Raw genomic sequence first — 25,640 nt, 5'->3', positions numbered from 1 at the left:
TGACCTCCTTCTTAATAAGCGTTGCTGGCCATAAGCTGGTCGATATTTTCCTTGACTTTGGCCACAGCTTCCGGGTGGCGCATGAGGAGAATGTGGGCGCCGGCCTGGAGGAGGGCGGTGGCGGTAACGGCTTCCCAGAGGATACCCCGCTCAACCTCTTTACCCCAGCCGGGGTATTCGCTAACCGGAGCTACAGCTTCCTTGGCCCGCCAGGCCTCATAACCTACCGTACAGATCACCGGCATGGAGAGCATTTTATCGCCCTGGAGGGCCCCCAGGCGGATGCGCTCCATAATCGAGTAGGCGTATTCTATCCCGTAGCCCAGGCCGCCGATGGAAGGGTCAATAACAATGTGGTCCAGGCCCAGGTTCATTTCGTTGATGAGGATGTTGAGCTGCTTGCAGATATTGATATCCAGGGGCGAGCGGGCAATAATGTTGTGCTTGTGCACCATGCAGGCCGCCGTCAGGGATTTGTAGTTGTCCTGCTCGGCGTTACCCAGGAGCAGGTTTTCCCCTGCTGCCGCTTCGGCTACTGCCTCCAGGACGTCGTGATCCTTCTCCACGTCGTCGCAGCCGACGACAATCAGGGGAACACCAACAGCCTGCAGGACTTCCTTGACGGTAGCCACACACTGGTCTACCGAGCGGTTGGCCCCTTCGGGATCGGCACCGTCTAGTTTCAGGTAAATAAGGTCGGCACCGTATTCGGCCACGCATTTTTGCGCCCAGCGGCCGGGCTCATTAATTACATCATTAAAGGGATCCTTCAACACTTCCGGCCAGTCGGGAACGATATCCTGGACTTCCATGGCAATAACGGGACGGCTAATCTCTCCTTCAAAATGGTGGAAGGGAAGGGCAGCATCGCCGCCGACAACAATGGTATGGCTGCGGGTACCACCCTGCTCTTTGGTGGCACCCAGGACAACTTTTTGTACCGTTGCGCGGCTGCGATCACGTAAAATCTGGACGGCCATGAAAAACACTCCTTCCATAAATTGTTAAATAGGGCACCTGCTCAGGATGTCACTGACTGCCAGGACGGCCGGGGCTTCTGCCGGTAGCTCAAAAAGGGGTTTGCCGTAAGTGTCAAAAGCGACGACCTGTTCATCATAGGGAATAGTCCCGCCCAGGGGCAATCCCGTCCGCTCGATCTCTTCCTGGAGGGGCCCCTGGTCCCCGGTGGTTTTGGTTACTATCAGGTACATATTGGGAATAGCAAGCTGCAGTTCCTGGACCAGTTCCTGTACCCTACCGGCGGAACGAATCCCCCGCACGGAGGCGTCGCTGATGACGAAGAGGTCCTTCACATTCTGGATAACCCGCCGGCTGATATGCTCCAGACCGGCTTCACTGTCAATGACCATATAGTCGTAGCTGGCGCTTAAGGTTTCCAGGTGCTTGCGCAAGAGGTCATTGGGATAACAGTAACAGCCCGGTCCCTGGGGCCGGCCCATGGTTAATAGATCAAAGTCCCTCGTTTCCACCAGGGCCTGGGCCAGCTGGTACTGGATGAACATATCCTTACTCATGCCCGCGGGGATGGCCCGCGGATTTTTGGTGGCATCAAGGATATCAGCAATAACGGTATCGACTTTAACGCCCAGGGCTTCGTTTAAATTGGCGTTGGGGTCGGCATCCACGGCCAGGATGCTCCCCTTTTTCTTCTCAACTAGATAGCGTATCAACAAGGCGGCAAAGGTGGTCTTTCCTGTACCCCCTTTACCGGCAACGGCAATATGGCGGGCCACTAGCCTTCCCTCCTTTGCGGGCTGGTCCCACCGGTTACGGAGGGGAAGAGTTCCAGCTGGGTGTGGGGCAGGAACAGGGCCGAGACAAATTCCTCCATAAAGAGGTTGCCGGCGGAAAGCTCCAGGTAGGTCATCTTGTGGCCCAGTTCCAGGGCTTCCTGCCAGGCCGGCCGGGAAAGGAGGGCCAGTTCGGCACCTTTGAGGGAAGTGTTGCCGGCAAAGACGTATTTTTCCGCCGGTAAATCGGGTAAGAGGCCGATTTCAACGGCATTGGGAACGTGCAGGTAATTGCCGAAACCGCCGGCAATGATAATCCTGTCGACTGCTTCCAGTTCCAGGGAGACGGTCTTTAACAGGCTCTGGATGCCGGCAAAGACGGCTCCCTTGGAGCGGATGAGATTTTTGATGTCGGCGGCGGTAATGACGATATCCTTGCCGTGGCTGCTTTCTGCCGCCCAGGCCAGGACAAACTCGTATCCTTCATCAGTAAGCCTTAGCCGGGGTGTGGCTACTTCCTGGAAGTTACCGGTCCGGTCGATGATGCCGGCCCGCCTGAGCTTCGCCAGGCAGTCAATTAAACCGCTGCCACATAGACCGGCCGGACGGCCGTCGCCTATTACTTCCAGCTCGACTTCATAGGTTTCCGGGTCGATGGTTACTCCTTCAACTGCTCCCTCCATGGCCCGCATACCGCAAGTGATGCCGCTGCCTTCAAAGGCCGGCCCCGCCGAACAGGCGCAGGATATGAGCCAGTCCTTATTCCCCAGAACCATTTCCCCGTTGGTGCCAATGTCAATGAAGAGGGTTAGTTCTTCTCCACTGGCAATGCGGGTAAAGAGGGCACCCGAGACAATATCGCCGCCCACATAGCTGGCTACGCTTGGGAAGACCTGGACGGTAGCCAGGGGATTAATGGCCAGCCCGATTTCCCCGGCAGTGAGGGCCGGCCACTCGGTAGCAGCAGGGATATAGGGTTGCAGGCGGATATACTTGGGATTTACGCCCAGCAGCAGGTGGCTCATGGTAGTGTTGCCGGCAATGACTGCAGCCGTCACCTCCGCCTGGTTAATCCCGTGGTTGGCCAGTAAAGAATTACTTATCTCATTAATGGTGGCCAGGGCCGCCTGGCGCAGTTCCTCCAGGCCCCCATGGTTACTGGTGGCGTGGATGATGCGGGAAATGACATCATCCCCGTATACCGCCTGGCGGTTATAACTACCGCCCTGGCCAATCCTCCGGCCGTTACGCAGATCCAGGAGGGAGACTACTACCGTCGTGGTACCCAGGTCTATGGCCAGGCCAAAGCTCCTGCCTGACCCGGCAGGGGTAACCCGTAAGAGGCGGTTATCAGCCCTGGCCAGGGTGACATCAACCTGCCAGCCGGCCTGGCGCAAGCTCTCCGGCAAATCCTGGAGAAGAGCTAAGCTCACCTGCCCCTCCACCCCTTTTTCTTTGCGCAGTGCCGTCAGCAGGCGGCTAGTGTCACTGGTGTTTTCCGTCAGGGTAGGCTCGGCGAGATGCAAGGTTACTACTTCACAGGCAGCCTCCAGGGGATAGGAACCCAGTAAATCAGTCAGGCCGTCCTGCAGCCGTCCCTTGTCCTGGAGGAGCACCTGGTGTTTGCTGAGGAGGGATTCTGCCGGAATCTCGATGGCTACATCACCCTGGATGATGGTCTGGCAGGCCAGGGTATAACCCTCTTCCTTCAATTTGGCCGGCAGGTGTCCTCCTTTAACCTGAACCTCTCCCCGGCGAACTTTAATGATACAGCGGCCGCAGGTACCGGCACCACCGCAGGTACTTTTCAGGGGCAGGCCGGCCTTTTGGGCCGCCTCCAGGACGGTGGTACCTGCCGTTACCTGGACCTGGATATTATCAGACATGAAGGTGACAGTAAAGTGCTTCATGACGCCAGGTTGGCCCGGGCAAAGGCCACGATACCGCTGGCTTCCCGGGGTCCTACCAGTACCTCCCAGCCTGTCAGGTCTTCCAGCTTGCCCTTCAGGACGGCCACTGCTCCGGGGATAATAATCCGGCGGTGCTTGACCTTATTTTCGAGACCCACTTTTTTCATGACGCCGGCAATCTTTTCAGCCTCAAACTTGCCATCGGCATAGGCCGTTAGCACGGACAGGCCATCGGTATCGACGGAAAGCAGGTAGCTGGGGATCTTGGTGCTTTCAATTTCTCCTTCTACCGAGTAATAGGTCAGGGAGAAGTTGGTGGTCACATAAACCGGTGAATTCTCATTAACGGCTCCTATTTCATTGAGTTTCTCTTCTACCCGGATGGGTACCTGTGGGTCGGTATAGAGATTCTGGCGCCAGGACAGCAGGGGTAACAGGTGTTCTTTGGCGGCGGTACGCAAAACTACCAGGCTGGCGTACTTGCTGATATAGTTCGTTGCCTGGAGAATTTCCGCCAGGGGATCGCCGGCCGTCGTCAGGGCAATAATGGGATAGCCGAAGGAACGGAAGCGTTTTTTAATGGCCAGGCGGCGGATCTGGGTAAAGTCGGCAACGGCACGGGAAGTTTCCCGGGCTCCGGGGTCAAGGACCAACTGCTTGCAGCCCAGGGCGACAATTTTGTCCACCAGGCCGGCCAGTTCTTCCAGGCCGTTACCATATACCGCCAGGGGACAATTAAACTCTTTAGCCAGGGTAGTCATGGCCTCGTAATTGGCAGCAGTGGCCGCATATAATAGGGGCTTGCGGTCGGCTACTCCCGCCACGGCAGTTTTTAACACGGCGGCATCGTTAGCCATGAGGATAAGGTTTAGCCGGGTAGCGGCAGCAACCGCAGCTACAGCTGCCTGGAAGGCATTGGGGTCATCGGCGTCGTGGCGGATGGCAATGGCCTGGATGGTATAATGCTGTCCCACCCGGTCAAATTGCAGTTCGTTGATGGCAGCAACTTTAGCCATTAACTCTTCGTTACTGAGGTTATCGCTTACCTGGATGGCAATGGCTGTTTCATGGTAGAAGCGCTTGTCGTGGCGGAAGAGTTCGGTCTCATCCCCCATCTCCACTGCTGCCGTACCTGTACCCAGGACTACCTTGGCAATGGGCGGGGCCGCGGCAGCATTAAGGGCCTCCCGGGCGGCATCGGAAACGTAGGGGCAAGAGTCCAGACTGGCTTTACCGGCCGCCAGGTTCATGGCAAAAGCCAGGCAGGTGGGCGTACCACATTCGCCACAGTTCTTTTTAGGCAGCTGTTTATAAATTTCCAGTCCCGTTAAAGCCATAACTTTTAACTCCTTTCCTTTAAGGTCAAATATACCGGGCCGGGTGTATGCGGGAGAGGCATATACCCGGCCTTGCTAGCTGCAGGAGTAGAGCTTACATAATGGGATCCATGGTTAGGGCCGGGTGGCCCACTTCTTCCAGGTAGGGCAAGATTTCATCAACGGTGGTGCCTATGGTTTCATCGGCAATTTTATCGATAAAGTTCTCGCCAAGACCTTCTTCTATGCTGCGCTGGACCAGGTCATCATGGAGGAAGTCCTTCAACGCTTTAGGCATCCAGACAATGCGGGCGATGCCGCCGTCGGCTTTAATGAATTTTTTACTGACAATATAGGTGCGGCCGATGCCCATGAAGCCAGGAGTCTGGACGCCGCCGCCAATCATGCCGGCCAGGGTGGAGAAGGTCATCCCGGAAGGGGTCATCCCGGCATGGTCGCGGGTAGTAATCATGATGCCGTTACACTCCGGCAGGATGGCCATGATGGCTTCAAAGCAACCGCAGGAAGTCATGGGGTTCTCCATAAGGGTATACAGGCATACCTGCTCCAGGTTACGATTGGAGGCAGTATAGAGGTAGTCGTTGACGCTCTTCCAGATACCTTTAACGGGATCAATCTCCCCTTCTTTAGCTATCGGCTGGTTGGGCCCGGCATGGTTGATTTCATAAGAAGCCTTGGCGTCCAGCCAGCTGACGGCGCCGCACAGGCCTACCCGCTCGGGGGTGACGATACAGACATGGTTAGGGGCAAAGGACTGGCACAGGACGCAGGAATAGAAAGTATCCACCGACTCGTCGGTTAAGCCGCGCATGCGGTCGTCACGCTCTTTGTATTTCTCCCGGGCGATTGCCAGGTACTCTTTAACTTTCGCTTCGTCGGTAAAGATGGTTACCTGGACGCGGTCGACAATGGCCGGGAATTCTTCCTTCATCTTGGCTACCAGGATTTCACCATAATGCTTGAAACGAAAACCTTTGGCCACGGCTTCTTTGCTAACCCGGAGCCAGTTAATGGAGCGCTGGCCGGTATGCCAGAGACCTTCACCGTAGTTAATGAAGTCGTGGATGCGCCGTTCCAGGACCCCTTCAAAGTCGGCCTGCATTTTACGGCCATAGATATCCACCAGGATACCCAGGGGTAAAGTGCTGCCTTCTGGTACCTGGTCAATATCCGGGCCGATAAGCTCGATCTTGCCATCGGTAATCTCCGCCTCGGAAACAGTACGTACCAGTTCAAAGGCCGGGCTCCGGTTACCACCCATTTCTACATACATATCGCCCTTGCGGATACTCTCCCCTTCAAAGGCCGGACCGAAGTTAATGGGCAGGTCGAGCTTAATCTTGGTAAGCTTGATGCCCCGGGTCTCCATAGCTATCTGAACTATTTTGTCATAGTCTTGGACGCTGAAGAACCAGTCGGGGATTTGCTTGTCTTCCGGCAAAGGTTGGTCGGTAATTACCGGGAAACCGGTAAAGATGGCGCCGAAGGCGGCGGCTGTCTTGACCATATCGTGCTCACCCAGGTAAAGGACGAAGGCGCGGATGCGGCGCCGCTGGTAGTCGCGCTGCTCTTCGCGCAGGCCCGGTGTTACGCCGCCAAACATCATCCCGGCCCGCAGGGCGTAGTTGGCGGCGTGGACGATCTGGGTGAAATTACCAAGGGGGTAAGCGATGTAGTCAATGCCCAGTTTGACGTTTTCCTCCAGCAGTTGTTCTACCGCCTCATCGCAGATGAAGAGCATAAAGCCCATACCCATGAGGTCCTTGACTATCTTCGCCAGGGCCTTGGAATCCCTGGCCCGGCCCAGGATAATGGCTTCCCCGGGGATGGTCCAGTCTACCATTTTGATACCAAAACGGCGGACGACCGGGTCGCCGATAAAGCCCGTCCAGGGCTCGGGTAAGAGGGGTTCTTCTGGCTTATATTTCAGGTAACGGAGGGCCTCGATAATTTCGGCCGCGTACCAGGTGGCTTCTCCTGCCAGGCGGGCATTTTCAAAATTAAGCACCGGGCTTATTTGCGCCCGCTTGCGGTTGAGGATGGGCGGTAAGTCGCCGAGTTTCTTTACCTCTTCCCCACTGTAGCAACGAATAACCGGTAAATAATAGGCGGTATCGGGATAACCGACGGGATGGTCGGGACCATAAGTCCGGATAGCCTGGTTTAAAAGGATCTCCGCATAGCTGGTGGCCGTAATGGCGCCATGGTAAACTTCCCGGAACAGGGATACAGGTTCTTTACCATCTGGAATAGCACCTTCGTAGATTTTATCAAAATCAGTCATTGCCTGGAACCTCCTTTAGTAACCCTGGCAGATTTTGGTTTCATAACGCTCAGCAACATTTTTGTGTACGCCCAGCTTCCAGGTGCGATATTCCAGGGCGTCGAGGATCTTCCGGGCAGCTACATGGGGATCCATTTCAAACATAAAGTAACCGCCATAAACGTCGCTGGCAATCTGGGTAAGGATACTGTAGATCAGGTCACTTCCTTCGACAGGAGGCATGGTACCGACGTGGGTCGGTACACCCAGGGATACCCACCAGGTGCCGATGGCTACCGCTTTACCGCTCATGGCTTCCGGGGCTGAGGCAACGAAGGGCACCTTGGGGGTATCAACGCCCAGGTCGTTGGCCATGGCCATGAGCAGGTCGGCGGCCCGGGAGTTATCCACGCATGAACCCATGTGGAAAACAGGTGGCAAGCCCATCTCAATATTAGCTCCCTGGCTGAGGCGGTTCAGGAAAGCTTTAAGGCCATCGCCACAGTAGGTTTCTACATTGGCCGGGTCCATTAAGCCAGCTTTTGCCGCTCCCTGGGCCGAACATCCGGTAGCGATGACAAAGACGTTATTTTTCAGCAACTCTTTCATAACAACCAGGTGCGAATTATCCTGGAACCCTTTCAGGTTATTACAACCGCAGATAAGCGCCACCCCGGCTAGTTCGCCGTCAAGGATGGCTTTATTGAGCACCCGGATGGGATTTTCAGGGTCCTGGGTAGCCAGGAGCTGTTGCAAGGCCTCCAGGCTCCAGCCGGCGACCACCCTGTTTTTGATTTGAGGGATAAAAACCGGCCGGTTGCTTTCTTTACGCTCTTTGAACGCCTCAATGGCCATGCGGATAGCAGTTTTGGCATTATCCAGGGCGGTAGCCGTCTGGTAGTCGAGGTGATAGGCGCCGGGGATCTTGGCGTTGTCGGCAGTGGTAATAATCCGGGTGTGATAACACTCGGCCACGGCACTGATTGAGGGCATTATGCACTGGACGTCGACGCACATGGCGTCAATGGCACCGGTGCAGATGGCCAGTTCCTGGGAGGCAAAGGAGGTGACCAAAGGTATACCCTGGCGCATTAGGACTTCATTGCCGGTGCAGCAAATGCCCACCAGGTTTATACCCTTGGCACCGGCAGCCCTGGCTTCCCCTTCCATTTCCCGGGCCGCCTGGACGATAATTTCACTTAGCAAGGGGTTATGACCGTGGAGGACAAAGTTAACCTCATCCGGGTCCAGGACGCCCATGTTGGCTTCACTGACCACCGGCTGGGGGGTACCAAAGAGGATGTCGGAAAAATCAGTGGCAATATGTTCACCGGCATAGTCAGCCAGGGCTACGCGGATAGCACTGAAGACCAGGTTAACGGGGTCGTTATCCATACCCATATGAGCCTGGTTGACCAGTTCGGAAATAGAGGCATGGATCCCGTAGGGGACAACATTGTGGGTACGGAATTTTTCCCGGCGGCCTTCAGTTATAGTTGTCATCAGCCAGGTGGCCTCACCCTCACCCTTCAGGCGGCGGAAGTCTTCCAGGGCTTTCTCCCCTACTTCCTGGGCCAGTTCCATAACGCTTTTGCCTTCTACCTCAATACCTACACGCCGGCAGACTTCCTTTAACTTGGCTTCATCCTTGACAGTATAGTCCGGCGCTTTCCCATTAGCCATTTCTACCAGGGCATGGGCAATATGATTGCCGTGCTCACTGTGGGCCGCAGCTCCCGTGAGGAGCATTAAACCAACGTTACGGGCAACGATGGTCCAGGCTGAAGCGCCGCAAATACCGCGACTGCCAGGACCATCGGCGGCCTTGATGCGGCAGGGGCCGGCCATGCAAAAACGGCAGCAAATACCTTCATACCCGATTTTACACTGGGGCTGCTGGGCGACAAAGCGATCAAAGGCGGTTATTACCTTGTCGTCTCTGCTTTTAGCCAGCATTTTCAGGGCTGCCGGGTCGACGGTACGGTCCCTGTTTTTGGGTTCCATGACCCGCGGGGCCTCTGAGGGCCTGCAAGTGTGGGTAAGATCGCGGAACCTGGGCATATTACTTACCTCCTTGGTCTTTTTACTCCTTTTAATACAATGGCTATCTCTACGGAGAACTCCGGTTCTCCTGCATATGCCCAGGCAACATCCAGTTAGCTTAGCAACCTGGTAGCCAGCTCGGCAATACCTGCTGCGGTAAAAGACTGCTCACGGGTAAAACCGGCAGCCTGGTCTAAGATTTCTGTTTGGAAGGGAATCAGGCCAATGACATCGCCTGGCGGCAGGTGGTTGAGGATAAATTCTTCATCCTTGGATTGACGCAATTTATTGCCCACAAATTTTATTTGCTCAATACCAAGTTCTGCGGCTAGTTTTTGGACGACACGGGCAGTCTGGACACTGACCAGGGTGGGTTCGGTAACAATCAACATGAGATCTACCCCGCGGGCCGTACCCCGGGTCAGGTGCTCAATGCCTGCACCCATATCCAGGACCACCATTTCCTGGCGTTTCAGGATGAGGGAATTGACCATGGCATTCAAGACGGCATTTTCCCGGCAATAGCAGGTAGATCCCCCGGGTTTGATGGCCCCCATTTTCAAAAAAAGGATATTCCCGTTCCTTATGGTATAATCTTGCAGCAGGCTATCTACTCCTGGGTTTAAAGAAAAGAAGGCGCCGCTACCGCCTGTGCGTTCGGCAATTAACTGTCGCATATCCACAATGGGTTTAAGGGTACCCAGCCTTTCCTCAGGGAGCCCCAGGACCATCCCCAGGCTGGTATCGGGATCAGCATCGACGGCATATACCTGGTAACCATGCCGGGCAAAACATTTAATTAAACCGGCAGCAATGGTGGTTTTGCCGACGCCACCTTTCCCGGAAATGGCCAGCTTCACTCGAACACCTCCTTTGTTCAAAAAAATGGACATACATTTTTCCGGTTATATTAGTGAACTTCTACACAAAGTCCGTTTTTCCTGCTACCCTTTCCCTGAACTGCTTGTTAATTTTTGCTCTCTTCTCATCCCGGGCAACAAATCATTCAATTTAATTTTATTGCTCCTGCACCTTTCAACCCTCTATTTCATCCAGTCAGCCAATATTATAAACCATTTGATACAAAAATGGAATAATTTTTGTTAATTAAGAAAGCGCTCACAAAAGAAAGCCTGCCGTTACATATTGAGTATTATCTTAACGGCAGGCCTTATTTGTGTCAATAGTTTAATACAATAACTTTGCTTAATAAGCTTATTATCTAATTTTACTGTTCTCCCTTACTGGCTAGTTTCGCTTCTAATTCAGCCACCCTTTTTTCCAGGGCTGCCATTTCGGCCTTAGTTACCAGGCCCCATTCATTGCGTAAGCGATTAATTTCCCTACTAACGGTTTCCTGGAGAAGGGCTTGCTGTTCTTTACCTTTGTTTAAAAGTTGCTCAACAAAATTTTTTACTTCTTCCCGGCGGAGTTCCCCCTGGTGGACCAGCTCTTCGGCTACTTCTTCTGCTTTTTCCTTGGTCAGGAACATGGCTCCCAGGCCGGCGAGGAAAACTTTGCGCATGAGATCCAGCATAATCCTTGACTACCTCCCTGTTTCGAATAACTTTCCTGGATTATTATACCATATTCCGGCCGGGTTATGTTTCGGGTTTAATAAAAAAGCTCCTTAAAGGAGCTTAAGGGGTAGAAGCATCTTTTTTGGTAAAGGAATCTTTGGCGCCACATTCAGGGCACTTGCGGGGTTTGCAACGGGCATCTTTTTCATAACCGCACTGGGTGCATTGCCAGACTGCCATGGCCTGTACCTGCCTTTCTAATAATAGTTACTGATATGATTATAAACTGCCCCGGGTCTTCCTGTCAAGGTTTAAATTACCTTGACTTGGTACACCAGGTGTGAAAAAATATAAATATCTACAGTCAAGGAGGCTCTTGCCTTGCTCCCCCAAAGTAATATCCTTCCCGCTCCCCACCCCCGGCGGTGGCTCATCCTTTTTGCCGTCATGACCGCCGGCATAATGGGGCCTATTGATGGCAGCGTGGTAAATGTGGCCCTGCCAACTATTAGCAGGGTTTTTAATGCCGATTTAAATACGGTAGGCTGGGTGGCCATGGCCTATCTTTTAGTTTTAGGGAGCTTAATTTTAATCTACGGTCGCCTGGGGGATATGTACGGTTTTCGCCGGGTGCTTTTAATGGGAATTGCCATTTTTACTGTAGCTTCTGGAATTTGCGCCTTGGCCCCCAATATATGGATCTTGATTGCCTTTCGCGCCATCCAGGCCATTGGTGCCGGGATGTTTATGGCCATGGGCCCGGCCATTATAACCTCAGTTTTCCCACCTTACGAACGCGGGCGCGCCCTGGGTACCAACGGTATGATTATTGCCACCGGCCTGGCCCTGGGACCGACCCTGGGCGGTTTGCTAGTCACGGTAGCCGGGTGGCAGGCCATCTTTACCATTAATATTCCCATTGGTATCCTTAGTTATATCTTGTGCCGGCAGGTAGTACCAGCGACGAAAGATTTGCAACCGCAGCGGTTTGATTTAACTGGTGCGGCCCTGGTTTTTTTCTCTTTGAGCGCTTTCCTGCTGGCCGGCAGTTATGGCGAAGAATGGGGCTGGACTTCACCGGTCACCTTAATGCTGGGTTTGATGTTTTTAGTTGGTACCTGGACCTTTATCCGCTGGGAGCGCCGGGTTGAACAACCCATGCTGGATTTAACCCTGTTCCATAATAAGGTGTTTACTGCGGCCAACTTTGCGGCCCTGATGAACTTTATGTCCCAGTATGCCATGATTTTTTTGATCCCTTTTTACCTGCAGCAAATATTGAACCACACTCCCGGGCAGGCCGGTTTAATTTTAACGGCCTCTCCCCTGTTGACTCTTTTAATCGCCCCTGTTAGCGGGGCCCTATCGGACCGCCTGGGAACGCGCTGGCTGGCCTTTACGGGGCAGGCTATCGTCAGTATAACCCTTTTCCTGATGGCCGGTCTAAAAGTTACTTCCCAGGTCCTGGATATTATCTGGCGCTTATGCCTCTTTGGTTTTGGCACCGGTATCTTCCAGTCCCCCAATAATAGCGCTGTGATGGGTAGTATCCCCCGCCACCGGCTGGGTATTGGCTCCGGCGTCCTGGCTACGGTCCGCAATGTGGGTATGGTGCTGGGGATAGCCGTTAGCAGCGGCGTCTTTACCTGGCAACGGGAGGCCAAACTGGCTGTCCTGGGACCTGCCGGTACAACCATGGCTTTTATGGCCGGGTTGAAGGCCGCCTTCCTGGTTGGTACTTGCCTGGCTGCTGCTGGTGCCCTGGCCTCCCTGGTAAGGAGCGATAATTTACCCTCAAGCGGGCAGTAAGGTATTGCCTGCCGGACGCAGGCATGTTAAAATATGAATGCTGCCGGGATGTAGCTCAGTTTGGCTAGAGCACCTGCTTTGGGAGCAGGGGGTCGCAGGTTCAAATCCTGTCATCCCGACCAGCGTTTTTGTGCCAACGTAGCTCAGCCGGTAGAGCAACTGACTTGTAATCAGTAGGTCAGGGGTTCGAATCCCCTCGTTGGCTCCAGGGAAAACTAGAAACGCCAACGGCTTCTAGGAGTGGGCCGCTGGCGTTTACTTTTTTAAAGGGTGAAGCGGAGCGTTTAAGCGCTTGCAGGTTTACGCTGACGTAATCGGCCCTGGCTGTGGGGCTGGGAATTGGCAGGCTACCTCTTTTAGTCCCTGGAGGTGCATCTTTATGGCTTCTGCCATGTTCTGCCTGGCCTCTTGCGGCGTATTGCCGGTCGCAACGCAGCCGGGAAGGTCGGGCGAATAAGCGGAATAATTGTCGCCGGGCAGGCCTGCCGGCTGCACCACCTCAATGATAAAGGGCCCAGCCCTTGCCGCCACCAGGCGTATTCGGGCCGCCTGCAGTCCAGACCTACCCATTTCACATCCCAGCCAGCGCCTTCCCAGTTCTGCGGCCACTACTAGGGTAGTGCCGGAACCACAAAAGAAATCAGCCACCAGGTCTCCGAGGTTGGAGGAAGCTTTGATGATGCGCCGCAGGAGGCTTTTATTTTTCTGGGTGGCAAAGCCGGTCTTTTCCCTGGACATAGATGCTGCCGTCCGGCGCCAGCAGCTTTTTCATGAGCTGGAGGCGGGGGTAGAGCATATCCAGTTAGGCCTCCATGCCCCCGGCCCAGGTATCCTGGTAGGCCGGGCGTTCGATTACCGGGACTTCCTGACCGGGAGCCGGTAATGGGAACCCGGTAACTGTAATTGGCCTGGCTGAAAAAAGGCGGATCGATATATATCAAAGTTAATTTTACCTTCATACCCTTCGGCCAGGAGGGCGAGTATGGCTTGGAGGTTGTCACCGTAAATAAGACGGTTGAGATCTGGATTTCCCGCGGCGATTTCTTGTTGAGGCATGTCGTTGTGGCCTGCTTGGGGGATGACCAGCTCTTGCGCCCGGAAAATAAATTCACCCGCCCGTGGTTCCCCCGCCGGTTTTGTCTCCCAGACCAGCCGGGCAGAACTATGCGGGGGCAGGCGCCTGTTAGCCATGGCTGACATCTATCCTTTATTTCTAGGCTAGCCGCCTGGGAGGCGCACGAGGGTAACTCCCAGAACGGGACTTCTTAACCGCAACCGGCCGGCATCATGGCGGCCGCCTTCAGGCTCTCTTCCTGGATCTGCTCCAGGATGCGGGTCTTGAGCTCCAGGAAAACCCGGGAATTTTCTATAACGAAGATTTATTCGCCGTTGAAACCGGGAATCCTGCCAGCAGGTAAGCGCCGGCTCTGGCGCAGTGCATTTTTATTAAGACCCTGGAAGCAACCTGCCTACTCCGGATTCTCCGGGACTGCCTTGCCTCCCGCCCCTTTAAAGGTGTAGGATAGTTATTGTTTGGGGGTGTAGCTATGAAGCTCGTCTATATTAACCCGGAGACAAACCTGGACCTCCTGGCCGGCAGCCTGTGGGACGGCCGGGGCGAGGATTGCCGGCAGCAAGTAGTTATCAGCATCCGCCAGGGCCGCATCGCCGCTGTACGGCCACAGGAAACGGCCGTTACAGAAAAAAATGCCCGGCAGATCAACCTTGCTGGATTGACGGTCTTACCCGGCTTAATCGACGCTCACGTCCACCTGGCCCTGGACGGCATCGATTTTCAGGCCTCCCTGGCCCGCTGGCAGGACCAGCCGGCCAGGGAAGCGGCCCTGGCCCGGGCCCTGCGGGCATCCCTGGAGTATGGCCTGGTAGCTATAAGAGACGGCGGCGACCGGGAGGGTCTCAACCTCCAGGCGCGGGAATGGGTCCGGACTGGCAAATACCCGGGTCCCCAGGTGGTGGCCACCGGGATGGCCGTAACGAAAAAAGGAAAATACGGTTCTTTTCTTGGTCCCGGCACCACCGACCCGGCTTCCATCAGGGAGTTGATTGCCGGCCTGGTAAACCGGGGCGTAGATCAGGTTAAAATAGTGGTTTCCGGCTTAGTTACTTTCCACCGCTACGGCGAGGTGGGAAGCCTGGAATTTGACGCTGCCGAACTGGCTACCGCCGTAAAGGCGGCCCATGCGTCCGGGCGGCCGGTGATGGCTCATGTCAACTCGGCCGCTGGCGTGAACCTGGCCATGGCCGCCGGGGTGGATAGTATTGAACACGGCTATTTTCTCACCACGGCCCAGCTGGAAACCATGGCTGCCAGGGGTACATACTGGGTACCGACTGTCGCCGCTATAGCCAACCGGCTTTCAGCCACCGTGAAACAGTTCTACCCGGAAAGGGAAAAGGAAATTATTCAGCGGACCCAGGAATCCCAGCAGCAGATGATTGCCCGGGCCTACCGTCTGGGGGTGAAGCTGGTAGTAGGCACCGATGCCGGTGCCCCCGGTGTCTACCACGGGGAATCTTATCTGGACGAACTGCTGTACTGGCACCGGGCCGGCGTCCCGGCGGCGGCTGTCCTCCGGGCGGCTACGGTTACAGCTGCAGCCGCCCTGGGGCTGGACGGGGAACTGGGGCAGGTAAAACCCGGCTACCGGCCCTGCCTGATTGCCGTTCGGGGTAACCCCCTGGAGGATTTAAAGGTCCTTGCCCAACCTGAAATGGTTTTTATTGACACCCCATAAAAATATCCTAAACTTTTAGCCATTTTGCCGCCGCACATCTACCTGGGGGCTCTTCCTGCCCAACTATCAGTTGTCCTTTCCCTGGGTTTATGCTATATTTTTACTAAGATTTTTGCCAGGGAGGGCTTTCCTTTGTCCATTGTGCGGGCGCACTTCTGGGTGAAGGGACTGGTCCAGGGAGTGGGTTTTCGTTATTTTGTCCTGCGGCAGGCGGCGGCTCTGCAGTTAAACGGATGGGTGCGGAACCGCTATAACGGCAGCGTTGAAGGGGTAGTTGAAGGACCGACTGAAAGGGTGAAAGAGTTCCTGGACCATTGCCGGCGGGGGCCCGCCCTGGCCGAAGTCCAGGAAGTGAGGATCCAGTATGAAGAGCCAAAGGGCGAAACAACCTTTAGAATTAGAAGTTCCATTTGAATTGAGCCATAGTGATTGGACCCCTATTTCAGTAAAGCCTGGAAGTAGCAGCCTCCAGGCAAGGGGGCAAGAAGTTGGGTGCAGTTAATCAAGCTTACCAATTACCAGGGGTCCATGCCGTAGGAGCATAATCACCGCCAGGCCCAGGCCGAAGACAAAATACCAGCCGGGTCCCAGGCGCCACCAGAAATAAAATGGCAGGTAGCTGAATATGACCATGGTTGCCAGGTCGCTGTTGCGGGAGAGGAATACCAGCAGGCCAAGGGCAATGGCCGCCGGCGGGACTACCGGCGCATAAATGGCCAGGGCTGCACCCAGGCTGGTGGCCAGGCCCTTCCCGCCTTTAAATTGCCAGTAGAGGGGCCAGTTATGCCCGGCCACGGCTGCCAGGGCCATGGCGACGGCCAGCTCTATTCCACCCCACTTCCATCCCAGGGTCGCAAGCAGGTAACCTTTCGCCGTATCCCAGAGGAAGGTGGCAATACCTGCCATCACCCCCAGATTGCGGAGGACGTTCATGGTACCGGCATTACCGCTGCCCACCCGGCGCACATCCACCCGGTGCCAGAGGCGGCCGGCAATATGCCCCCCGGCCAGGGAACCGGCCAGGTAGGCCAGCAAGGTGCCTGCCAGAGCCAGCGACCAGAGCAACAAAACTCCCTCCCCCTCAATTAAATTACACTTTATTTAACTATAGTTCTAAAAACGGAGATGGAGCGGAGATGGTGTGGAGATGATCCGGGTTAGTTATTTAAGTCAAATTTAACCGGACCAGTTTAACCGTTTTTATAGCCGTGATAATAAATTCACTTTTCAACGGGGTGGATGCTCGTGTTGTAAGGAGCATCAGCAGAGGCTAAAAATGGCAATCGCTGGTTATTTTTAAAATAAACTCATCCCCTTTTAGCATCCGACCAACACCAAGCATAGGATATGTATGGAACGGCCGTGCTGAAGGGGGGGGATACAGTTGGAAGATCTCAGTCGCTTCTTTACCGTTATCGGAGCGGTCTTTGCGGCGGCCAAAGGCATTACTGACCAGCTCAAGGCCCGCTGGCCCTGGCTGGGGGAACCAAGGGATGATCCCCGGGAGGAAAAACAGCGGGAGCTATGGGTGATTTTATTTAACGCCGTTATCGCCGCCCTCCTGGCCGGTATGGCCTCGATTGATGTCTTTGCCCTGATGGGACTGAATGCCTTTGCCGGCCTGAAGGCTGCTTATCCTGGCCTTTATTCATTGATTAATATGGTTGCCGTGGGCCTGATGTCTACCTTTGGCAGTCCCTTCCTCCATGAAATCCTGTCGATCCTGATTGAATTCAAGGAAAACATTCGCCTACGTAACCAGATGGCCACCTTGCAGCTTCTGCCGGTTAAGAAAGTCGAAACACACAGGCAAGAAAAATGAAGGGGGGACTGTTTTACGACACGGGCGTGAAATAACTTAAATGGCCAGTTTAGACCTGGAACGATAAGGAATGAGGCCTAGCAGATCATCTTTATTTTTCGGGGCTGGCGCCGCTGCCGGCAGCCAGCCTTTATTTTTCAGGTCTTCGTAGACATCCAGCAGCCAGGGCCGGGCCAGGCCGGCAGCCTCCAGGAGGGTGGCATCGCTAAAGATTTCGGCCGGCGTCCCGGCGCCAATTACCTGGCCACCAGCCAGGACGTAAATATAGTCGGCCCAGGTATAGGCTATGTCCACGTCGTGGGTGGATAAAATAATCGCCTTACCCTGGCGGCTGATATCTTCCAGCAAGGCCATCACATCCCGGGTTGAGCGCGGGTCCAGGTAGGCCGTCGGCTCATCAAAGATGATAAGCCGGGGTTCCATGGCCAGGACGCTGGCAATGGCCACCCGCTTTTTCTGGCCATAGCTTAAGAAATGAGTTGGCTTATCCTGGAGGTCGGCTATACCCGTTGCCGCCATGGCGGCTTCAACCCTTTGCCCCACCTCTTCCCTGCTCAGGCCCAGGTTTAATGGTCCAAAAGAAATTTCCTGTCGGACGCTGGCTGAAAAGAGCATGCTGTCGGGGTCTTGAAAGACGATACCCACCTGCTGGCGTAAATCTGTTAATGCTTTATGGCTGTAATTAATCCTGGCCCCGGCAAAGTAGATACACCCCTCCTGGGGCCTTAAGATGCCGTTAAAATGAAGGAAAAGGGTTGATTTGCCGGCGCCATTGGGACCCAGGACGGCAATTTTCTTACCTTCAGGGATGCTTAAGGTAACATGCTGCAGGGCCCGGGTACCGTCAGGGTAAGTAAAGGAAACCCTTTCTGCTTCTAAAAGGGCGGCCAAAAGGTCCACCTCCGGTAGTCGGCATTGAGGTTGGTGTCAAAAAGACACGAGGAGGAGCCGGTCTGAAGACGGCCGGTTTATGTAAGCAGCATTAAAATAACTAAAACCAGGTCAAAGCTGGCGGCCAGGCATAAAAAGGGCCAGGAGAAAGGATAAGCAACCTCCAGTACTTGTAGCTCTTCATGGTAGCCCCGGGCTGTCAGGGCGGTAAATAATTCCTGGGAACGCCGGTAAGTCTTAATAAAAAGGTTGGCCGCCAGCTGGCCCAGGGAATGATAAGACGTGCGCAGGGAGGCATAGCCCAGGCGGGAGGTCTGGGCGGTATAAATGTCGTTTACGGTTGCCAGTAGGACAAAGATAAAGCGGTAGGTCAGGCTGATTAAATCCACCAGCAGGGCGGGGACGCGGAGCTGTCTGATGACGGTAAGGATATCCACTATGGGGGTCGTTAGGGAAAGAAAATAAAGACAGGCAACGGCCCCCAGGGACTTGAGAAAAATTTTTCCGGCCAGGTGCATACCGGCTGGGGTGAAGCCCAAAGTCCAGCCCAGGAGGGTCACGCCCTTAAGACTGGCCTGTGGCTGGCTGGTAATGGTGAGGGCGATCATGGCCACCCCCGCTACTAAAAAAGAAAAGGGTACCAGGAAAAGTTGCAGGTAAAAACGGGCCGGGATGCCGGCGACCCCAATGGTAGCCCCGGCCATCAGGGCAATGATGATGGCCGGGATTAAAGGCCGGGGCGCCACCAGGGCGATCAGGAGGGTTACCAGGGCAAAGGCTACTTTTTCGCCCGGGTGGATGTTTTTCAACCGGTTGCTATAGGCATACTGGTCAATGCTGAACATTTACTTTTGCTCCCGCTGTTTCTTGCCTTTGCTGTAGCCCAGGAAGTAGCAAACAATACCGCTACCGATGGCTGCCTGGGCGGCAAAGAGGAAGGATTCCACTTCCCCGCTGGGGGGTTCCCAGACAGGTTTAAACCAGGGTTCATAATCAGGCCGGATCTGGGTAATAGTCTCTTCCGCCTGGTCGTCAGCACCAGCAAATTCAGCGCTGCGGTGAAGGAAAAAGGGTGCCACTGCCAGGAGAATAACGATCAAGAGTAAGAAGATATTTTTCTGGGCGGTACTCATTTCTTGTGCACCTCCATGAACTGGTTGCGGCCTCCCACCACCAGGGCCTTTTCATCTAAAATAGATAGCTCCTGCAATTCGTTTTTATTATAAGTGACTAGCAAGTTAAAGACGATGACGGTTAAGATACCTTCGCTAATGGCCAGGGGTAACTGGGTGACGGCAAAGATACCCATGAATTTTAGCATGGACGCGAGCACCCCTCCGGGTTGGGCCGGGAAAGCCAGGGCCAGCTGCAGGGAAGTGGTGACGTAGGTCATCAGGTCCCCCAGGGTAGCGGCCAGGAAGACGGCTACGGGCATTGAGCCATTGAGCCTCCGTACCAGGCGGTAAAGGCCGTAGGCCACAAAGGGTCCGACGACGGCCATGGAAAAGGTATTGGCACCCAGGGTGCTTAAGCCGCCGTGGGCCAGCAAAAGGGCCTGGAAGAGGAGGACGATACCACCCAGGATACTCATGGCTGCCGGGCCAAAGAGGATGGCCCCCAGACCTACCCCGGTGGGATGGGAACAGCTACCGGTTACTGAAGGGATTTTCAGGGCCGACAGGACAAAGGCATAGGCGCCGGCCAGGCCTAAAAGCATTTTCAGGCCGGGATTGCTTTTTACAGTTTGCTGGATGGACCGCAGGCCCCAGAACCAGAAGGGCAGGACAACGACAAACCAGAAGGCGGCCCAGTTAAACGGGAGGAAGCCTTCTGCGATATGCATGGCAAAGGCCGGCCCGGCCAGTAAGGCCATAGCCAGCAGGAGATATAGGGTTAGCCAAGTTGTACGGCGGAACATTGTATGTACCCTCCTTAAATTTTGGAAGTAATACCTATCTTTGTTCTTCGCTTTTTACCGGTGCTATCTTTTTTAATATATCAATAACTTCCGCCACTGAATAGACCGGATAACGATACTGGATTGCCGGCCTTTTAATTATGACCACCGGTATTTTTAGAGCCAGGGCGGCGGCAATTTTCGCCTCGGTACCGCCGGCCGGGCCGGCATCCCGGGTGATGATAACGCCGGCCTTATATGCTTTAAACATGGCTTTGTTCATTTCTTTAGAAAAGGGTCCCTGCATGGCTATAATGTCACGGGGCGTTAAACCCAGGTCCTGGCATTTTTTAATTACCTGGTGTTCAGGTAAAACCCTGACAACAATTCGTTTGTCTTTAAGTAAAGGGTTTTTGACGAACACTTCCAGGTTATTGGTACCGGTAGTTAAAAAGATAGTCTCCCCCAGCCTGGCGGCAGTCCGGGCGGCTTCTTCCCAGGTTGCTACCTGGTATATTAGGCTATCATCTGGCAACAGGGTTTCAGGCCGTAAGAACCGCAGGTAATATAGCTGTTGTTGTTGGCACCAGGCTTCCAGGGTCCGGGATAGCTGGTTGGGATAAGGAAGGGTGGCGTCAATGACTGCTTCCAGTTGCCTGCTACCCCCCAGGGTAGCTAAATTACCTTCCGTTAAGGGACATGTTAATATTAACGTTGCACCATCCTGCCGGGCCAGTTGTTCGCCATAGGCACTGTCGGTCCAGGTAACAATTTGATAGCCTGCCTGCCCGAGGCTGCGGATTAACTGCCGTCCCTCGCCGGTACTCCCTACCACTAAAATCAAAACGCGCTGTCCTCCCTGTAGAAACTAAAAACCCCGGCTACTTTGCCGGGGGAACCAGTGGTGCCGCTAAACAGGCATACCTAAATACACCACCTCCCCGGGTTAAGGCCCTGGTGGCATCAGGATAGGCTGGCCTGTTGGCCGGGCATCATCGGTGGCTGCAAGTTCCCGCTTCCAGGCGGCGTTTTGCGCAACCTCTCCCCTGCCGGCGGCTGAATTTAAGCCCGGTCTTCTCGAGACCGCGCACCCATTCTGTATGCATTTTAAAAAGCCATTGAAGGATAAGTTTTAGATAACATAACAACTGAGGAGCAACATGATAAAACCCCCTGCTCCTACAAAAGCAGAGGGTTTGCTTGCCATACTCTGGCCAACCACCCCCTATCCGGCGTAGGGGTAAAGGTTCCCAGACAACCGGTATCCTGACTCGGGATCATAACTCCAGCACCGCCTTCCCAGGTATTACCCAGTGGCTTTATGGTGCTTGCTCCCCCTCACAGTGGCGGGACCGTGTCAGAATTGCACTGACTTCCCGTATTTGCCTGGAACATATTCACTTTAAGGTTATTCTATCATAACCTGGATAGGATGTCCAGGGGGTTTAAACCGTGTTCTTAGATTCCTGATGATTTTTTGCCTGATAGAAGTTATGCCAGTCCGGCCCTTTGGGCAACGCGCAAGACTGCCTCATTAGCCTTTTTCCGGACCTCACCGGCATCTATAGTTTTCAGTTCGCCCCTCTCCATGACGATTTTGCCGTCCACCATGGTCATGGTAACATCAGAACCCCGGGCCTGGTAGACCAGTTGGGTGTAGACGTTGACGCCAGCCGCAGGCTGGGTATGGAGGCCCGCCAGGGAAACTATGGCCAGGTCGGCCTTTTTCCCTACTTCCAGGCTACCGATTTCCTTTTCCATTCCCATGGCCCGGGCCCCGCCCAGGGTGGCCATCTCAAAGACCAGGGGTGCCGGCATGGAGGTGGGACCATGGATAGGCTTCTGGATCAGCGCCGCCAGCCGCATTTCCATAAAGGCATCCAGGTTGTTATTATTGGGCGCGCCGTCAGCGGCCAGGGAGACTACCGTCCCCCGGCTCAAAAGATCCGGTACCGGGCATATGCCGGAAGCCATTTTTAAGTTGGATGATGGGCAGTGGACCACTTTAGTACCGGTGCGGGCCAGGATATCCTTCTCCTCTTCGCTGAGCCAGATACAGTGGACCAGGATGAGGTCGGGGCCAGTGAGGCCGATATCGTCCAGGTAGAGGACATTGCGCCGGTCGTGGAGTTTTTCCACAAGGGCGCATTCACCCCGGTTTTCCGAAGCATGGGTATGGATTTTAACGCCGTAATGGCGGGCGAGATCCCGGACTTCTAATAATAATTCCTCGGTACAGGAAACCACAAAACGGGGCTCAAAGGCGTACTGGATGCGGCCATTGTCGTAACCGTGCCATTTCTCCAGTAGGTCGACGCTCTCTTTCAGGGAGGCGTCGGTACTTTCCTTCAGGCTGGCCGGGACATCATCGCCAAAGTCCATCATCACCTTGCCGGTAATGGCCCGGATGCCGCTTTGGGCGATGGCCTCAATGGCCGCCTCCGTATGGTGGACACTTTCCATGTCTACGATGGTGGTCGTACCGCTTAAGAAGAGCTCACTGATGCCCAGCAGGGCGGAATAATAAAGGGACTCGGGATCGTGGGCTCCTTCCAGGGGCCAGATACGCAGGCGCAACCAGTCCAGGAGTTCCAGGTCGTCGGCGCGGCCGCGGAAGAGGGCCTGGCAGAGGTGGATATGGGGCTGGATGAGGCCGGGGATGACGAGTTGGCCGCTGGCATCGATGACCTGGTCGGCGGTAGCCGGCGTCCGGCCAATGGCGGCGATACGGTCGTTTTCGATGTAGATGTTGCCCTGGAATACTTCCCTCTGGGGGTTCATGGTGACCAGGGTACCGTTTTTGATTAAAATACTCATTTCTTCTCTCCTTCTTTTTCCCGCAGGGCGGCCAGAATTTTTTCCGGTGTAACCGGTAACTCCGTAATGCGAACTCCTACAGCGTTATAAATGGCATTGATAATGGCCGGTACTGTGGGGATGGTAGCGGGTTCACCCACTCCTTTGGCGCCATAGGGACCGGTGGGCTCATAAGTTTCCACAATCAGGGGTTGAACCTCGGGCATATCCAGGGTGGTAGGTATCAAGTAGGTGGAAAAGGAATTATTAACGATCCGGCCCTGCTGCAGGTGGACCTTTTCCAGCAGGGCCATGCCGAGGCCCTGGGCGATACCGCCTTCAATCTGTCCCTCTACCCCTTTCCTGTTAACGGCCCGGCCGACATCATGGGCAGCGATGAATTTTAAGACCCGAACCTGGCCCGTTTCCGTATCCACTTCCACTTCCGCAATCTGGGTACCAAAGGCATAGGGCCAGTAGGGCGCTCCCTGGCCGGTCTCCCGGTCAACGGCTGTGGTATGGGTGACGAAGGTTCCCTGCCCTACCAGGCGGCAGCCGGCCAGGCGGGCCCGGGCGGCAGCCTCGGGATAAGTTATTTGTTTCTTGGGGTAACCCTTGACGTAAATTATTCCTTCGCGGGCTACCAGGCCGGCGATGGTATTGACCCCCAAGAGGGTGCGGGTGTACTCAAAAAGAACTTCCCTGGCCTGGCGGCAGGCCATTTGCACGGCATTGCCAGAAGCATACGTCTGGCGGGTGGCTGCCGTCGTGCCGGCATCGGGGGTGGTATCGGTGTCAGCGGTGATTACTGTTACCCATTCATAGGGCACCCCCAGCTCCTCGGCAGCTATTTGGGCCAGGACGGTACTGGACCCCTGGCCGCAGTCTACTGCCCCGCTGCGGACGGTAGCCGTCCCGTCATCATGGATCTCTACGGTCGCCGTCGAGACATCGGGAAAGCCATTACCATAACCAGTGCCATACAAAAAGCAGGCTATGCCTATACCGCGTTTTTTACTCATTCTCCTTCCCTCCCGGCATTAAATCTTCCGGTGACCAGCCGGCGGCCCGGGCCGCCTGGAGCATGGTGTCTATAAGGCCGACACTACTTTCCAGGACCTGGCCGGTGGCAGTTATATCCCCCTGGCGGAAGGCATTGAGCCAGCGGATGGTAAAGGGGTGGAGGCCCAGGCGGCTGGCCAGTTCGTCCATCTGGCTTTCGTAAGCCAGGGGTGGCTGGGTGGCGCCAAAGCCGCGCATGGCCCCGGTAAAGGGATTATTGGTATAAACCGCATAGGCATCAATCTTGACGTTGGGGATGACATAGGGACCGGTGGCATGGATGGCCGCCTTGCGCAAAACGTTGGGGGCCCAGGAAGAATAGGCGCCGCTGTCGCCGATGATTTCGGCCTCCAGGGCCGTTAACTTTCCTTCCCTGGTGGCCCCGGTCTTATAGCGCATGATCATAGGGTGGCGCTTGCTGTGGGCCAGGAAGGATTCCTCCCGGCTGAGAACCATTTTGGCCGGGCGCCGGGTATGCACGGCCAGGAGGGCTACTAGGGTCTGCAGGGTCATATCTTCCCGGCCGCCGAAGGCACCGCCCACGGCCGGGGCCACGATGCGGATGCGGTCCTGGTTCCAGCCCAGCACCCGGGCTACTTCTGTCCGGTCCCAGTGAACATACTGGGTGGCCACGTAAATTACCAGGTGGCCGCGCTCGTCCAACCGGGCCACGGCGGCCTCCGGCTGGAGAAAGGCATGGTCCAGGAGCTGGGTGCGGTAGGTATTTTCCACAATCACGTCGGCCGCGGCGAATCCCGCTTCGACATTACCTTTGCGGATGGGCAGGTGGTAAATAACGTTGTCCCGGTCGGGATGGACCCTGGGAGCCCATGGCTGCATGGCAGCTACGGGATCTAAAAGGGCCGGCAGTTCTTTATAGGTCACCTTTATTTTAGCTGCCCCGGCCCTGGCGGCGGCCGGGGTGGTGGCACCTACCAGGGCGACGACGTCATTCACAGAGCGTACTTCGTCCCGGGCCAGGACGGGCATGTCCTGGTAGACGACACCGTGGCTATTATGGCCGGGAATATCACGGGCCGTAAGGACGCAGAGGACCCCCGGAACCTGCAGGGCGTCCGAGGTTTCAATATTGACAATCCGGGCATGGGCATGGGGGCTGCGAATAGCCTGGCCGTAAATCATCCCCGGGAAATTAATATCCGCCGGGTAGATGGCCTGGCCGGTGACTTTGGCCCGGGCTTCCATCCTGGCCGGGGAAGTACCGATAATCGGCATGTTAAACCTCCTTCCGGTAGTTATAAAAAACCAGGCAACCGTAGCGCAGCAACGAAGGAATAACTTCGTAGCCGGGCAATTTGCGGTTGCCTGGTAGAGACCCTCAGGCCGTATTGCTGAGGATATACGAAGCAGGGTATTTAATACTTATTACGTTTTGCTATTTATAATTCGCCCTGTTCCGGCGAAAATCCTGCTGACGTTAAAATAAAGATGGTCGGAATGTTTGTTACAGTAGTATTTACATTCAATTTTTGCCTAAGATCACTAGCGTTGCATAAAAAAATTATAAACATGTCAAGAGCAATTGCGCCCCAAAATCAGCCAAATTCCTGAAATAACCTGGCCTTGCAAGAAAAAACTCCTTATACTAGAGATTAAGGGTAGTCCTTGCCCTAACCTCTAACATAAGGAGGCCAAAATGCAAGGCAAGGATACCACATTATCCACATTTCATCAACTATTCTCTCCGGTTTCTAACGACTATTTTTGGCAATTAACCGAAGGTATGGGGGTTGATAAGTACGTTAAGAAGCTAAATACTCTT

25 protein-coding genes, 2 tRNA genes and 2 riboswitches are annotated in these 25,640 nt (G+C 54.9%); of the genes, 7 read left to right on the top strand and 20 right to left on the bottom strand.

Features of this window, described 5'->3' with window-relative positions:
• Positions 1–11: 11 nt before the first annotated feature.
• From MOST_RS12185 to MOST_RS18360, 9 genes are all read right to left on the bottom strand, one after another.
• Positions 12–980 carry an acetyl-CoA decarbonylase/synthase complex subunit delta gene (locus tag MOST_RS12185; RefSeq protein ID WP_054935866.1) on the bottom strand — a complete coding sequence of 323 codons (969 nt, stop codon included), beginning with the start codon at positions 978–980 and terminating at the stop codon, positions 12–14.
• A 24-nt stretch (positions 981–1,004) separates the two neighbouring features.
• The gene (locus MOST_RS12180; RefSeq protein ID WP_054935865.1) at positions 1,005–1,754 is read right to left on the bottom strand and encodes an ATP-binding protein; all 750 of its coding nucleotides are present in this window, start codon (positions 1,752–1,754) and stop codon (positions 1,005–1,007) included.
• A complete protein-coding gene (locus tag MOST_RS12175; RefSeq protein WP_054935864.1) occupies positions 1,754–3,661 on the bottom strand; it encodes an ASKHA domain-containing protein in 1,908 nt (635 codons plus the stop codon). Before MOST_RS12175 ends, MOST_RS12180 begins: the two co-directional genes overlap by 1 nt.
• On the bottom strand, positions 3,658–4,998 hold the full coding sequence (acsC, locus tag MOST_RS12170; protein WP_054935863.1) for an acetyl-CoA decarbonylase/synthase complex subunit gamma: 1,341 nt from the start codon (positions 4,996–4,998) through the stop codon (positions 3,658–3,660). The genes MOST_RS12175 and acsC overlap by 4 nt, the downstream gene beginning before the upstream one ends.
• A gap of 94 nt (positions 4,999–5,092) precedes the next feature.
• A complete protein-coding gene (gene acsB, locus MOST_RS12165; protein ID WP_054935862.1) occupies positions 5,093–7,282 on the bottom strand; it encodes an acetyl-CoA decarbonylase/synthase complex subunit alpha/beta in 2,190 nt (729 codons plus the stop codon).
• A gap of 15 nt (positions 7,283–7,297) precedes the next feature.
• The gene (gene cooS, locus MOST_RS12160; protein WP_054935861.1) at positions 7,298–9,322 is read right to left on the bottom strand and encodes an anaerobic carbon-monoxide dehydrogenase catalytic subunit; all 2,025 of its coding nucleotides are present in this window, start codon (positions 9,320–9,322) and stop codon (positions 7,298–7,300) included.
• A 95-nt stretch (positions 9,323–9,417) separates the two neighbouring features.
• Positions 9,418–10,164 (bottom strand): ATP-binding protein, encoded by a 747-nt coding sequence (locus MOST_RS12155; protein WP_054935860.1) that lies wholly within the window; start codon positions 10,162–10,164, stop codon positions 9,418–9,420.
• A 368-nt stretch (positions 10,165–10,532) separates the two neighbouring features.
• Positions 10,533–10,841, bottom strand: coding sequence for a phasin family protein (locus MOST_RS12150; protein ID WP_054935859.1), 309 nt, complete (start codon positions 10,839–10,841; stop codon positions 10,533–10,535).
• A gap of 103 nt (positions 10,842–10,944) precedes the next feature.
• On the bottom strand, positions 10,945–11,064 hold the full coding sequence (locus tag MOST_RS18360) for an RCKP-type rubredoxin-like domain-containing protein (RefSeq protein WP_106007172.1): 120 nt from the start codon (positions 11,062–11,064) through the stop codon (positions 10,945–10,947).
• A gap of 141 nt (positions 11,065–11,205) precedes the next feature.
• On the opposite strand from MOST_RS18360, the gene MOST_RS12140 reads away from it, so the two are divergent.
• The 3 genes from MOST_RS12140 (at position 11,206) to MOST_RS12130 (ending at position 12,841) form a co-directional block, all read left to right on the top strand.
• Positions 11,206–12,633, top strand: a complete 1,428-nt coding sequence (locus tag MOST_RS12140; protein ID WP_054935858.1) for an MFS transporter — start codon at positions 11,206–11,208, stop codon at positions 12,631–12,633.
• 44 nt (positions 12,634–12,677) lie between these two features.
• Positions 12,678–12,755, top strand: a tRNA-Pro gene (locus MOST_RS12135).
• A 10-nt stretch (positions 12,756–12,765) separates the two neighbouring features.
• Positions 12,766–12,841: transfer RNA gene (locus MOST_RS12130), tRNA-Thr, on the top strand.
• Positions 12,842–12,933: 92 nt separating this feature from the next.
• Here the strand turns inward: MOST_RS12130 and MOST_RS17680 are convergent.
• Entirely contained in the window at positions 12,934–13,371 is a 438-nt protein-coding gene (locus tag MOST_RS17680) for a DNA methyltransferase (protein WP_208974798.1), read from the bottom strand.
• Here MOST_RS17680 and MOST_RS17310 point away from each other — a divergent pair.
• Positions 13,310–13,516 carry a hypothetical protein gene (locus MOST_RS17310; protein WP_054935857.1) on the top strand — a complete coding sequence of 69 codons (207 nt, stop codon included), beginning with the start codon at positions 13,310–13,312 and terminating at the stop codon, positions 13,514–13,516. The genes MOST_RS17680 and MOST_RS17310 overlap by 62 nt on opposite strands.
• Here MOST_RS17310 and MOST_RS17305 read toward each other — a convergent pair.
• A complete protein-coding gene (locus tag MOST_RS17305) occupies positions 13,486–13,824 on the bottom strand; it encodes a hypothetical protein (protein WP_054935856.1) in 339 nt (112 codons plus the stop codon). The genes MOST_RS17310 and MOST_RS17305 overlap by 31 nt on opposite strands.
• A gap of 356 nt (positions 13,825–14,180) precedes the next feature.
• Between MOST_RS17305 and MOST_RS12115 the strand changes: the two genes are divergently transcribed.
• Positions 14,181–15,389, top strand: coding sequence for an amidohydrolase family protein (locus tag MOST_RS12115; RefSeq protein WP_054935855.1), 1,209 nt, complete (start codon positions 14,181–14,183; stop codon positions 15,387–15,389).
• A 132-nt stretch (positions 15,390–15,521) separates the two neighbouring features.
• Positions 15,522–15,803 carry an acylphosphatase gene (locus MOST_RS12110; protein ID WP_054935854.1) on the top strand — a complete coding sequence of 94 codons (282 nt, stop codon included), beginning with the start codon at positions 15,522–15,524 and terminating at the stop codon, positions 15,801–15,803.
• Between the two features lie 84 nt (positions 15,804–15,887).
• On the opposite strand, the gene MOST_RS12105 is transcribed toward MOST_RS12110, so the two are convergent.
• Positions 15,888–16,454 carry a glycerol-3-phosphate acyltransferase gene (locus MOST_RS12105; RefSeq protein ID WP_054935853.1) on the bottom strand — a complete coding sequence of 189 codons (567 nt, stop codon included), beginning with the start codon at positions 16,452–16,454 and terminating at the stop codon, positions 15,888–15,890.
• A 319-nt stretch (positions 16,455–16,773) separates the two neighbouring features.
• On the opposite strand from MOST_RS12105, the gene MOST_RS12100 reads away from it, so the two are divergent.
• Complete coding sequence (locus MOST_RS12100; RefSeq protein ID WP_054935852.1) at positions 16,774–17,211, top strand: hypothetical protein; 438 nt, start codon at positions 16,774–16,776, stop codon at positions 17,209–17,211.
• Positions 17,212–17,247: 36 nt separating this feature from the next.
• On the opposite strand, the gene MOST_RS12095 is transcribed toward MOST_RS12100, so the two are convergent.
• From MOST_RS12095 to MOST_RS18280, 8 genes are all read right to left on the bottom strand, one after another.
• Entirely contained in the window at positions 17,248–18,102 is an 855-nt protein-coding gene (locus tag MOST_RS12095) for an energy-coupling factor ABC transporter ATP-binding protein (protein WP_054935851.1), read from the bottom strand.
• A 77-nt stretch (positions 18,103–18,179) separates the two neighbouring features.
• Positions 18,180–18,947 carry a cobalt ECF transporter T component CbiQ gene (gene cbiQ, locus MOST_RS12090; RefSeq protein ID WP_054935850.1) on the bottom strand — a complete coding sequence of 256 codons (768 nt, stop codon included), beginning with the start codon at positions 18,945–18,947 and terminating at the stop codon, positions 18,180–18,182.
• The gene (locus MOST_RS12085) at positions 18,948–19,235 is read right to left on the bottom strand and encodes an energy-coupling factor ABC transporter substrate-binding protein (protein ID WP_054935849.1); all 288 of its coding nucleotides are present in this window, start codon (positions 19,233–19,235) and stop codon (positions 18,948–18,950) included.
• Positions 19,232–20,020: an energy-coupling factor ABC transporter permease gene (locus MOST_RS12080; protein ID WP_054935848.1), complete on the bottom strand. Its 789-nt coding sequence runs from the start codon at positions 20,018–20,020 to the stop codon at positions 19,232–19,234. The genes MOST_RS12085 and MOST_RS12080 overlap by 4 nt, the downstream gene beginning before the upstream one ends.
• Positions 20,021–20,054: 34 nt before the next feature.
• Positions 20,055–20,834 (bottom strand): precorrin-6A reductase, encoded by a 780-nt coding sequence (gene cobK / locus MOST_RS12075; RefSeq protein WP_244266978.1) that lies wholly within the window; start codon positions 20,832–20,834, stop codon positions 20,055–20,057.
• Positions 20,835–21,238: 404 nt separating this feature from the next.
• A riboswitch (cobalamin riboswitch) is annotated at positions 21,239–21,430 on the bottom strand.
• Positions 21,431–21,490: 60 nt separating this feature from the next.
• Positions 21,491–22,816: a 5'-deoxyadenosine deaminase gene (locus tag MOST_RS12070; protein WP_054935846.1), complete on the bottom strand. Its 1,326-nt coding sequence runs from the start codon at positions 22,814–22,816 to the stop codon at positions 21,491–21,493.
• A complete protein-coding gene (locus MOST_RS18285; RefSeq protein ID WP_054935845.1) occupies positions 22,813–23,817 on the bottom strand; it encodes a xanthine dehydrogenase family protein molybdopterin-binding subunit in 1,005 nt (334 codons plus the stop codon). Before MOST_RS18285 ends, MOST_RS12070 begins: the two co-directional genes overlap by 4 nt.
• Positions 23,810–25,093 carry a xanthine dehydrogenase family protein molybdopterin-binding subunit gene (locus tag MOST_RS18280; protein ID WP_054935844.1) on the bottom strand — a complete coding sequence of 428 codons (1,284 nt, stop codon included), beginning with the start codon at positions 25,091–25,093 and terminating at the stop codon, positions 23,810–23,812. Before MOST_RS18280 ends, MOST_RS18285 begins: the two co-directional genes overlap by 8 nt.
• Before the next feature lie 48 nt (positions 25,094–25,141).
• Positions 25,142–25,243: riboswitch (purine riboswitch) on the bottom strand.
• Positions 25,244–25,640: the final 397 nt, after the last annotated feature.

This window comes from Neomoorella stamsii, assembly GCF_002995805.1.
Taxonomy (GTDB): Bacteria; Bacillota; DSM-521; order Neomoorellales; family Neomoorellaceae; genus Neomoorella; species Neomoorella stamsii.
Note: the sequence above shows the minus strand (reverse complement) of the source record. Positions and strands in the feature narration are given on the sequence as shown.

What these genes read in the sequence shown, in the direction of transcription:
- MOST_RS12185 (WP_054935866.1), bottom strand. Translation starts at nt 980, where the DNA reads ATGGCCGTCCAGATTTTACGTGATCGCAGCCGCGCAACGGTACAAAAA.
- MOST_RS12175 (WP_054935864.1), bottom strand. Translation starts at nt 3,661, where the DNA reads ATGAAGCACTTTACTGTCACCTTCATGTCTGATAATATCCAGGTCCAG.
- acsC (WP_054935863.1), bottom strand. Translation starts at nt 4,998, where the DNA reads ATGGCTTTAACGGGACTGGAAATTTATAAACAGCTGCCTAAAAAGAAC.
- acsB (WP_054935862.1), bottom strand. Translation starts at nt 7,282, where the DNA reads ATGACTGATTTTGATAAAATCTACGAAGGTGCTATTCCAGATGGTAAA.
- cooS (WP_054935861.1), bottom strand. Translation starts at nt 9,322, where the DNA reads ATGCCCAGGTTCCGCGATCTTACCCACACTTGCAGGCCCTCAGAGGCC.
- MOST_RS12150 (WP_054935859.1), bottom strand. Translation starts at nt 10,841, where the DNA reads ATGCTGGATCTCATGCGCAAAGTTTTCCTCGCCGGCCTGGGAGCCATG.
- MOST_RS18360 (WP_106007172.1), bottom strand. Translation starts at nt 11,064, where the DNA reads ATGGCAGTCTGGCAATGCACCCAGTGCGGTTATGAAAAAGATGCCCGT.
- MOST_RS17310 (WP_054935857.1), top strand. Translation starts at nt 13,310, where the DNA reads ATGATGCGCCGCAGGAGGCTTTTATTTTTCTGGGTGGCAAAGCCGGTC.
- MOST_RS17680 (WP_208974798.1), bottom strand. Translation starts at nt 13,371, where the DNA reads ATGTCCAGGGAAAAGACCGGCTTTGCCACCCAGAAAAATAAAAGCCTC.
- MOST_RS17305 (WP_054935856.1), bottom strand. Translation starts at nt 13,824, where the DNA reads ATGGCTAACAGGCGCCTGCCCCCGCATAGTTCTGCCCGGCTGGTCTGG.
- MOST_RS12115 (WP_054935855.1), top strand. Translation starts at nt 14,181, where the DNA reads ATGAAGCTCGTCTATATTAACCCGGAGACAAACCTGGACCTCCTGGCC.
- cbiQ (WP_054935850.1), bottom strand. Translation starts at nt 18,947, where the DNA reads ATGTTCAGCATTGACCAGTATGCCTATAGCAACCGGTTGAAAAACATC.
- MOST_RS12085 (WP_054935849.1), bottom strand. Translation starts at nt 19,235, where the DNA reads ATGAGTACCGCCCAGAAAAATATCTTCTTACTCTTGATCGTTATTCTC.
- MOST_RS12080 (WP_054935848.1), bottom strand. Translation starts at nt 20,020, where the DNA reads ATGTTCCGCCGTACAACTTGGCTAACCCTATATCTCCTGCTGGCTATG.
- MOST_RS12070 (WP_054935846.1), bottom strand. Translation starts at nt 22,816, where the DNA reads ATGAGTATTTTAATCAAAAACGGTACCCTGGTCACCATGAACCCCCAG.
- MOST_RS18285 (WP_054935845.1), bottom strand. Translation starts at nt 23,817, where the DNA reads ATGAGTAAAAAACGCGGTATAGGCATAGCCTGCTTTTTGTATGGCACT.
- MOST_RS18280 (WP_054935844.1), bottom strand. Translation starts at nt 25,093, where the DNA reads ATGCCGATTATCGGTACTTCCCCGGCCAGGATGGAAGCCCGGGCCAAA.